The sequence below is a fragment of the Neobacillus citreus genome, assembly GCF_018343545.2.
In the GTDB taxonomy this organism is placed as follows: Bacteria; Bacillota; Bacilli; order Bacillales; family Cytobacillaceae; genus Neobacillus; species Neobacillus citreus.
Genome location: NZ_JAGYPE020000030.1, coordinates 45,015 through 53,774, shown reverse-complemented (window position 1 = coordinate 53,774; position 8,760 = coordinate 45,015). Strand labels below are relative to the sequence as shown.

Genomic DNA, 8,760 nt, shown 5'->3' with positions numbered 1-8,760 from the left:
ATTTAAAAAATAAAATCACCATCAATGAAACGTTAACAATTACAGGAAAGTGGGATGCTCATCGGCAGACGATTAATGCCAGTGAACTCCAGATGGGGGAAAATGCGAAAGGTAAAGATTTTGAACCTGTATATTCTCTTAAAGGAAGACTGACAACAAAGGGCATGCGTAAATTTATTAACTTAGCTTTTCAACAATTTGGAGCTTATATTGATGAAACGCTGCCGGATTACTTCATAACAAAATATCGGCTTTTAAACCGGAGAGATGCCATAAAAGCGATGCATTTTCCAGGCGGCGGGGAGGATTTAAAGCAGGCAAGACGGCGCTTTGTGTACGAGGAATTTCTAATCTTTCAGCTAAAAATGCAGGCACTTCGGAAGTTTGAGCGTGAGCATTCACCCGGAATCAGCCAAAACTATGACCTTGGGAAATTGAAGGAATTCATCGCCCGCCTGCCGTTCCCATTAACAAATGCCCAGAAACGAGTTGTAAATGAAATACTATCCGATCTTAAGTCGCCTTATCGAATGAACCGCCTGCTGCAGGGAGATGTTGGATCAGGAAAAACGGTGGTGGCAGCGGTTGGTCTGTACGCAAGTGTTACTTCAGGCTATCAGGGAGCGCTGATGGTACCGACGGAAATATTGGCCGAACAGCATGCAGAATCATTGAAAACCTTATTGGAACCATTTGGAGTAAAATGTGAATTGCTGACAAGCTCCATAAAAGGAAAGCGCCGCCGGGAAATCCTTGAGAAGCTTACGGAGGGAAATATTGATATCTTAATAGGGACACATGCTCTAATTCAGGATGAGGTAACATTTCAGAAATTAGGTTTTGTTATTACTGATGAGCAGCATCGCTTCGGTGTGGAGCAGCGCCGTGTCCTGAGGGAAAAGGGAGAAAATCCAGATGTGCTGTTCATGACTGCCACCCCGATACCCCGGACGCTTGCCATTACCGTTTTTGGCGAGATGGATGTATCCATCATTGACGAAATGCCTGCCGGCAGGAAAACAATTGAAACCTATTGGGCCAAACCAGAAATGCTTGAACGGGTATTGGCATTTGTAGAAAAAGAATTACAGAAAGGTCATCAGGCATACGTCATTTGTCCATTAATTGAGGAATCGGAAAAGCTTGATGTGCAAAATGCTATTGATGTGCATGCAACATTAAGCAGTTATTTTCAAAATCGCTTTACAGCAGGGCTGATGCATGGGAGATTAAGCTCTGAGGAAAAGGATTCCGTTATGAAGGCGTTCAGTGCAAACGAGGTTCAAGTGCTCGTCTCGACAACTGTAGTTGAGGTTGGCGTGAATGTGCCCAATGCAACAGTCATGGTTATTTATGATGCTGAAAGATTTGGTCTCTCCCAGCTTCACCAGCTCCGTGGCCGTGTTGGCCGGGGAAGTGATCAAGCCTATTGCATTTTGCTGGCCAGTCCAAAATCAGAGACAGGCCAGGAAAGAATGCGGATCATGACGGAAACCAATGATGGTTTTGTATTAAGCGAAAAAGATTTGGAGCTAAGGGGACCGGGAGACTTTTTTGGCAAAAAACAAAGCGGCATGCCAGAATTTAAAGTAGCCGATATGGTTCATGACTACCGTGCCCTCGAAACCGCCAGAAGCGACGCCGCCACCCTAATCCAATCCGAAACCTTCTGGAAATCGGAAGAATATAAATCCTTAAGACAATACCTCGAAGACGCCGGTGTCCTTGAAGGGGAGAAGCTGGATTAGTAAAAAGCAGACTGCAGGAGAAAACTAATCCTTGCAATCTGCTTTTTTAAATTTTATACTACTCTTAGTACCTAGTCATAAGTTTTCGGACGGTGTGAAAAATGAGAAGAAGCAAAAAAGAACGTCAGCAGCTGCTTAGCTCAACCATTCAAGAAAATCCATTTATAACCGATGAAGAGCTTGCTGAAAAGTTTCAGGTAAGTGTCCAAACGATTCGCTTAGACCGCCTGGAATTATCGATACCCGAGCTTCGCGAACGAATTAAAACAGTCGCAGAAAAACGTTTCGATGATGAGGTTCGTTCCCTTCCGCTTGAAGAGGTAATCGGGGAAATCATTGATATGGAACTAGACCAGAGCGCCATCTCTATTTTTGATGTAAAAGAGGAGCATGTTTTTAAACGAAACCAAATTGCCCGGGGCCATCACTTATTTGCCCAGGCAAATTCGCTTGCTGTTGCGGTCATTAACGATGAATTAGCATTAACAGCAAAAGCCAACATCCAATTTAAGCGCTCCGTGAGATTAAATGAACGGGTCATTGCCAAAGCAAGGGTCATGAATATTGATGATGTGACTGGTCGGACGTTGGTCCAGGTATCAAGCTTCGTAAATAATGAACTTGTTTTTACGGGTGATTTTCAAATGTACCGTTCGAAAAACAACTAAAGGATGAGACATATGAAACTTGCGATTGATGCAATGGGCGGAGACAATGCCCCAAAGGAAATCGTTTTGGGAGCCATGAAGGCTGTAGAAACCTTTCCAGACTTACATATTACCCTTGTCGGGGATGAAAATAAAATTAACGAAACATTAAAGAAACATGACCGGATTACGGTTTTACATACGACAGAAGTTATTCTCGGAACAGATGAACCGGTAAGAGCAGTCCGCCGCAAAAAAACGGCCTCTATGGTTCTGGCAGCCCAACAAGTTGCCGATGGTGCAGCAGATGCCTGTTTGTCCGCGGGGAATACAGGTGCGCTCATGGCTGCCGGACTTTTTGTAGTCGGAAGAATTGAAGGAATTGACCGGCCTGCTTTAGCCCCAACTTTACCGACCATTGGTGGGGAAGGATTTTTATTGCTTGATGTGGGCGCTAATGCCGATGCTAAACCGGAACATCTAGTGCAGTATGCCATCATGGGCTCCATTTATAGTAAAAAAGTAAGAGGGATTGAGAGTCCACGTGTCGGACTTTTAAATATTGGCACAGAAGAGAAGAAAGGCAATGAACTAACAAGACATGCTTTTGATCTTTTAAAACAGTCAGATTTGAATTTTGTTGGCAATGTCGAGGCTCGTGATCTGCTTGATGGCGTCGCTGATGTCGTCGTAACGGATGGTTTTACAGGTAACATGGTGTTGAAAACTATTGAGGGAACGGCCCTTTCCATGTTTAAGATGTTGAAAACAGCGCTGATGAGCAGTTTTACAAGCAAGCTGGCAGCAGCCGTTTTAAAACCGAATTTAATGCAGTTGAAAGGTAAGCTGGATTATTCAGAATACGGCGGGGCAGGGTTATTTGGTCTAAAGGCACCGGTTATTAAGGCACACGGTTCATCAAATGCCCAGGCTGTCTTTAGTGCCATCCGCCAGACAAGAGAAATGGTTACTAACGATGTAGTCGGCTTAATTAAACAAACCGTCGAAGCAAATAACGAAACCATAGTACGATAGGGGGATTCTTATTTTGAGTAAAATAGCTTTTGTGTTTCCTGGGCAAGGTTCCCAAACAGTTGGAATGGGTAAAGATCTGGCAGAAAAATATCCTGAAGTGATGTCCTATTTTAAAAAGGCGGATGAAACTCTTAAAGTCCCTTTGAGCCAGCTGATTTTTGAAGGGCCAAAAGAAGATTTGACACTGACAATTAATACACAGCCAGCCCTTTTAACCACCAGTTTGGCGGTTTTATCGTTCTTCCGAAATTCAGGGGTTAAACCAGACTTTGTCGCCGGTCACAGCTTAGGGGAGTATACAGCCCTTGTGGCGGCAGGCGTGATGAGTTTTGAAGAAGGCGTATATGCCGTTAGAAAAAGAGGCGAGTTCATGGAGAATGCCGTGCCTAATGGGGAAGGCTCCATGGCGGCAGTTCTTGGTCTTGATCGGGATAAGTTAGCTGCGGTAACCGAAGAAGTGACAAATGCGGGCAATCCGGTGGCCCTTGCCAATTTAAATTGCCCAGGGCAGATTGTCATTTCCGGATCCAAAAAAGGCGTTGAAGATGCAGGAGCGAAAGCAAAAGAAGCAGGTGCCAAGAGGGTCCTGCCATTGGAAGTGAGTGGTCCGTTCCATTCACCGCTGATGAAACCTGCATCCGGACAATTGCGTGAAGTTTTAGATGGAATCGATATGCATGATGCCGAGGTACCGGTAGTTGCCAATGTATCGGCTGAACCGGTTACCTCCTCGGCTGAAATAAAGGATAAATTAATTGAACAGCTATATTCACCTGTTTTATGGGAAGACTCTGTTCAAAAAATGATTGAATTAGGTGTCGACACCTTTATTGAAATTGGTCCGGGCAAGGTTCTTTCCGGCTTGATCAAGAAAATCGATAAAACGGTGAAAATCTATTCTGTATCAGATGAGGAAAGTTCACTCGCAGTAATCGACGCGTTGAAGGAGGAAAAACTATGAGTTTAGCAGGAAAAACTGCTCTCGTTACCGGTGCATCACGGGGAATCGGCAGGGAAATTGCTCTTGAATTGGCAAGGCAGGGAGCAAATGTAGCGGTTAATTTTTCCGGAAGTGAAGCTAAGGCAAATGAAGTTGTCGACGAGATTAAGGCTCTCGGCCAAGAAGCTTTCGCGATTAAATGTAATGTTTCAAATACTGAAGAAGTAAGTGAAATGGTCAAGGCGGTTATTGAGCAATTTGGCAGGCTCGACATCCTTGTTAATAATGCTGGAATAACAAGGGATAATTTGTTAATGAGAATGAAGGAAGAAGAATGGGATGATGTCCTCAATATTAATCTCAAGGGAGTCTTCCTGGTCACAAAGGCTGTTACAAGACAGATGATGAAACAGCGGGTTGGCAGAATTATTAATATTTCCTCTGTTGTCGGCGAAAGCGGAAATCCTGGTCAGGCCAATTATGTGGCAGCGAAAGCCGGTGTGATTGGTTTAACGAAAACAACCGCAAAGGAACTGGCGTCCCGCAATATTACGGTTAATGCGATCGCCCCAGGGTTTATTACAACAGATATGACCGATAAACTGCCTGAGGATGTAAAAACGGAAATGTTAAAACAAATTCCGTTAGCTAGACTTGGCGAACCAAAGGACATCGCCAAAGCCGCAGCATTTCTTGCTTCCGATGATTCTGCATACATTACAGGACAAACGCTGCATATCAACGGCGGCATGGTAATGTAAATAGAAAAGCGGAAGCGCCTTGATCAGGGGCGACAGGCATAAGACGAGCCGGCGAGAAGGCTGCTCTTTAGCCTTCTTGACGGATTGGCTTATGACCCCGAGCCCCTAGGCGCTGCAGCTGGACAAAAAAAACAATTTGTATTCATTCAGGAAAATCACTATAATACTTGAGGGGAGGTGAAAGTGATGGCAGAAGTATTAGAGCGTGTAACAAAGATCATCGTTGACCGTTTAGGAGTAGACGAATCTCAAGTTAAACTTGAAGCGTCTTTCAAAGACGACCTTGGCGCAGATTCCCTTGACGTTGTAGAACTAGTGATGGAATTAGAAGATGAATTCGATATGGAAATTTCCGACGAAGATGCCGAAAAAATCAGCACTGTTGGTGATGCTGTGACCTACATAGAAAGCCAAAAGTAATCTTCTTGGAATAATTCCTAAAGCTCCGTTTTCAAACGGAGCTTTATTCTGTAATATAGAACTTGGCACAACATTTGCCAAGTTTCTTTGCGTTTTAAACGTAAATTACTTAAACTTAGGCTATGCAAATTGGAAACAAGGTGGAGAATTTAATGCGCAAGAACTGGAAGGAAAAAGAAATAAACAATCGCGCAAACGAAAAACAATTTAAGGAACTGCAAAATTCAATCGGTGTCATATTTGAAAACGAAAAATTACTAAAACAGGCTTTCACCCATTCATCATATGTGAATGAGCATCGCAGAAAACCTTTTGAAGATAATGAGAGGCTCGAATTTTTAGGAGACGCTGTGCTGGAACTGACGATCTCCCAATTCCTTTTTAAAAAATATCCGACTATGACCGAAGGAGAATTGACCAAGCTTAGAGCTGCCATAGTATGTGAACCATCCCTGGTAGCATTTGCGAATGAACTTCATTTTGGCAAACTAATCTTGCTTGGCAAGGGTGAAGAAATGACCGGCGGCAGGGAGCGCCCTGCTCTTTTGGCCGATGTGTTTGAAGCGTTTATCGGCGCTCTCTATTTGGATAAAGGAATCGAAGTGGTTATTCAGTTTCTTGAAAAGGTCGTTTTTCCTAAAATTGATGCTGGTGCTTTTTCTCATGTGATGGATTTTAAAAGCCAATTGCAGGAGCTAATCCAAAGAGATGGATCAGGCATGATTGAATATTGTGTCCTTCAAGAAAAAGGCCCTGCCCATAATAAGGAGTTTGTCTCTAAAGTGACCTTAAACGGCGCTGAGCTTGGCGTAGGTACAGGAAGGTCGAAAAAGGAAGCAGAACAGCATGCCGCTCAAATGGCACTACAAATGTTGAAAAATGAGTCAGCCCAGAATTAACAAAAGAAGTTTTTGAGGAGAAATCCCCGGGCATTTTAGGAGGATTAATGAATGTTTTTAAAACGGTTGGACATTATTGGCTTTAAATCCTTTGCGGAGCGAGTTGGCGTGGAGTTTGTCCCTGGCATTACCGCAGTGGTTGGTCCAAATGGGAGCGGCAAAAGTAATATTACCGATGCCATCCGCTGGGTGTTGGGGGAGCAATCGGCCAAATCACTAAGAGGCAGCAAAATGGAGGACATCATCTTTGCCGGCAGCGATACGCGAAAAGCGGTCAATTTTGCCGAAGTAACCTTGACATTAGATAATCAGGATCAGGGACTCTCGATTGATTATAACGAAGTAAGTGTCACGAGAAGGGTTACTCGCTCAGGGGATAGCGATTTTTATATTAATAAACAGCACTGCAGGTTAAAGGATATTATTGATTTATTCATGGATTCCGGGCTTGGCAGGGAAGCCTTCTCAATCATAAGCCAAGGAAAGGTAGAAGAAATTTTAAACAGCAAGGCTGAAGACCGAAGGACTATTTTTGAGGAAGCGGCCGGGGTATTAAAATATAAAAACCGCAAAAAAAAGGCTGAATTGAAGCTTTCGGAAACCCAGGAGAACCTCAATCGGGTTCATGACATTTTATTTGAGCTGGAAAGCCAGGTAGAACCATTAAAAATTCAGGCATCCATGGCCAAAGACTATTTGGAGAAAAAGGAAGAGCTTGAAAAATTCGAGGTTTCGTTGACGGTGTATGAAATTGAAGACCTCCATCAAAAGTGGGAAAGCCTTTCGAAACAGCTTGATGAACATCAACACGAAGAACTTGGGATTTCTTCGAATTTGCAGCTAAAAGAAGCAAAGATTGTTGAAATAAGGGATCAAATTGCTGCGTTGGATGAGTCGATAACCGACCTTCAGAATGTCCTCCTTCATGCCAGTGAAGAGCTTGAAAAGCTTGAAGGGCGTAAGGAGGTCCTGAAAGAACGGAAGAAAAACGCATCGCAAAATAAAGATCAGCTCAAGCAAAATATCAATGATTTAACGAATCGTATCGCCGAGCTGTCAGGTGCCCGGGACTTGCAAATTGAGACTTTCAACACATTGGAGAAACAGGTTAAGGACTTGCAGGCCCAACTGAAGGAAAAGCAAGAGAAGCTTCATTTGTTTGCGGAAAATTTAGATGAGAAAATTGATAGCTTAAAGAGTGAGTATATTGACCTGTTAAATGAGCAGGCCGGTGCTAAAAATGAGTGGAAATACATCAACGAACAGCTTGAGCAGCAGGATCATAAAAGTACGCGGCTTGATGCGGAAAATGAAAAATTCCTGTTAGAACGGGAGACGGCCCTAACTAAAAAGCAGCAGGTTCAGTCTTCATTAGTTGACATTCAGGCTAAGCTGGAAGCACAGGTTGTCACGTTCCGCGAGCAGCAGCGAAAGCTGGAGTCACTCAGGGCCAATTATCAAAAACAAGAAAAAACATTATACCAAGCATATCAGCTGCTTCAGCAGGCAAAATCAAAAAAAGAAATGCTCGAAGAAATGGAAGAGGATTTTGCAGGCTTTTTTCAAGGGGTTAAGGAAATCCTTAAGGAGCGTGGAAAAAAGCTTGCCGGCATTGAAGGTGCCGTTGCTGAACTCGTCACTGTTCCGAAGGAATATGAAATAGCTCTAGAAACAGCCTTCGGAGGAGCTCTACAGCATATCGTCGTAGATACTGAGGAAAACGCCCGCAAAGCAATTGGATACCTTAAACAAAATTCTTTTGGCCGCGCCACCTTCTTACCATTAACGGTCATTAAAGGAAGGCCCTTATCAGCGGCTCAATTGAATTTAATACAACACCATCCAGCTTTAATTGGAACGGCAGTAAGCCTCGTTCAGTTTGACGGGAAATATGCAGAGGTTATGAATAATCTTCTTGGTAATGTAGTCATCGCAAAGGACCTAAAAGGGGCTAATGAACTGGCAAAGATGCTGCAATATCGGGTACGCCTGGTAACCCTAGACGGGGACGTCGTAAATCCTGGCGGTTCGATGACAGGTGGTGCCGTCAAACAAAAAAGTTCATCTTTATTATCACGAAAAACAGAGCTAGAGGGTTTAAAAGAAAAACTGGTCATCATGGAAGATAAAACGGCTGAGTTAGAGAAGACCGTTAAATCCCTGAAAGAGGAAGTGCAGACCTCAGAAGCTGCGCTTGAGGAAATCCGCAAATCCGGGGAGGATTTAAGACTATCGGAGCAGTCGATTAAAGGGGATTTACGAGAAGCGGAGCTTGAAGAAAAGAATATTAATGACCGACTGGCCATTTAT

Annotated in this window: 8 protein-coding genes; all 8 read left to right on the top strand. The window is 43.6% G+C overall.

Annotation, left to right across the window (positions count from 1 at the left end; translation table 11 throughout):
• Nucleotides 1-1,748, top strand: a 1,748-nt coding sequence (recG, locus tag KHB02_RS16505; protein ID WP_241113901.1) for an ATP-dependent DNA helicase RecG, incomplete at its 5' end; no start/stop codon positions are given.
• 101 nt (nucleotides 1,749-1,849) lie between these two features.
• A complete protein-coding gene (gene fapR, locus KHB02_RS16500) occupies nucleotides 1,850-2,416 on the top strand; it encodes a transcription factor FapR (RefSeq protein WP_213116362.1) in 567 nt (188 codons plus the stop codon).
• A 12-nt stretch (nucleotides 2,417-2,428) separates the two neighbouring features.
• Nucleotides 2,429-3,430 carry a phosphate acyltransferase PlsX gene (plsX, locus tag KHB02_RS16495; protein ID WP_213140794.1) on the top strand — a complete coding sequence of 334 codons (1,002 nt, stop codon included), beginning with the start codon at nucleotides 2,429-2,431 and terminating at the stop codon, nucleotides 3,428-3,430.
• Between the two features lie 13 nt (nucleotides 3,431-3,443).
• Nucleotides 3,444-4,391 carry an ACP S-malonyltransferase gene (gene fabD, locus KHB02_RS16490; protein ID WP_213140793.1) on the top strand — a complete coding sequence of 316 codons (948 nt, stop codon included), beginning with the start codon at nucleotides 3,444-3,446 and terminating at the stop codon, nucleotides 4,389-4,391.
• Nucleotides 4,388-5,131 (top strand): 3-oxoacyl-[acyl-carrier-protein] reductase, encoded by a 744-nt coding sequence (gene fabG / locus KHB02_RS16485; protein WP_213140792.1) that lies wholly within the window; start codon nucleotides 4,388-4,390, stop codon nucleotides 5,129-5,131. The genes fabD and fabG overlap by 4 nt, the downstream gene beginning before the upstream one ends.
• A 186-nt stretch (nucleotides 5,132-5,317) precedes the next feature.
• Nucleotides 5,318-5,551, top strand: coding sequence for an acyl carrier protein (acpP, locus tag KHB02_RS16480; RefSeq protein ID WP_213116358.1), 234 nt, complete (start codon nucleotides 5,318-5,320; stop codon nucleotides 5,549-5,551).
• Nucleotides 5,552-5,703: 152 nt separating this feature from the next.
• Nucleotides 5,704-6,450, top strand: coding sequence for a ribonuclease III (gene rnc, locus KHB02_RS16475; RefSeq protein WP_213140791.1), 747 nt, complete (start codon nucleotides 5,704-5,706; stop codon nucleotides 6,448-6,450).
• Between the two features lie 51 nt (nucleotides 6,451-6,501).
• The coding region (smc, locus tag KHB02_RS16470) for a chromosome segregation protein SMC (protein ID WP_241113900.1) at nucleotides 6,502-8,760 on the top strand (2,259 nt) is incomplete at its 3' end.

What these genes read in the sequence shown, in the direction of transcription:
- acpP (WP_213116358.1), top strand. Translation starts at nt 5,318, where the DNA reads ATGGCAGAAGTATTAGAGCGTGTAACAAAGATCATCGTTGACCGTTTA.
- fabG (WP_213140792.1), top strand. Translation starts at nt 4,388, where the DNA reads ATGAGTTTAGCAGGAAAAACTGCTCTCGTTACCGGTGCATCACGGGGA.
- fapR (WP_213116362.1), top strand. Translation starts at nt 1,850, where the DNA reads ATGAGAAGAAGCAAAAAAGAACGTCAGCAGCTGCTTAGCTCAACCATT.
- plsX (WP_213140794.1), top strand. Translation starts at nt 2,429, where the DNA reads ATGAAACTTGCGATTGATGCAATGGGCGGAGACAATGCCCCAAAGGAA.
- rnc (WP_213140791.1), top strand. Translation starts at nt 5,704, where the DNA reads ATGCGCAAGAACTGGAAGGAAAAAGAAATAAACAATCGCGCAAACGAA.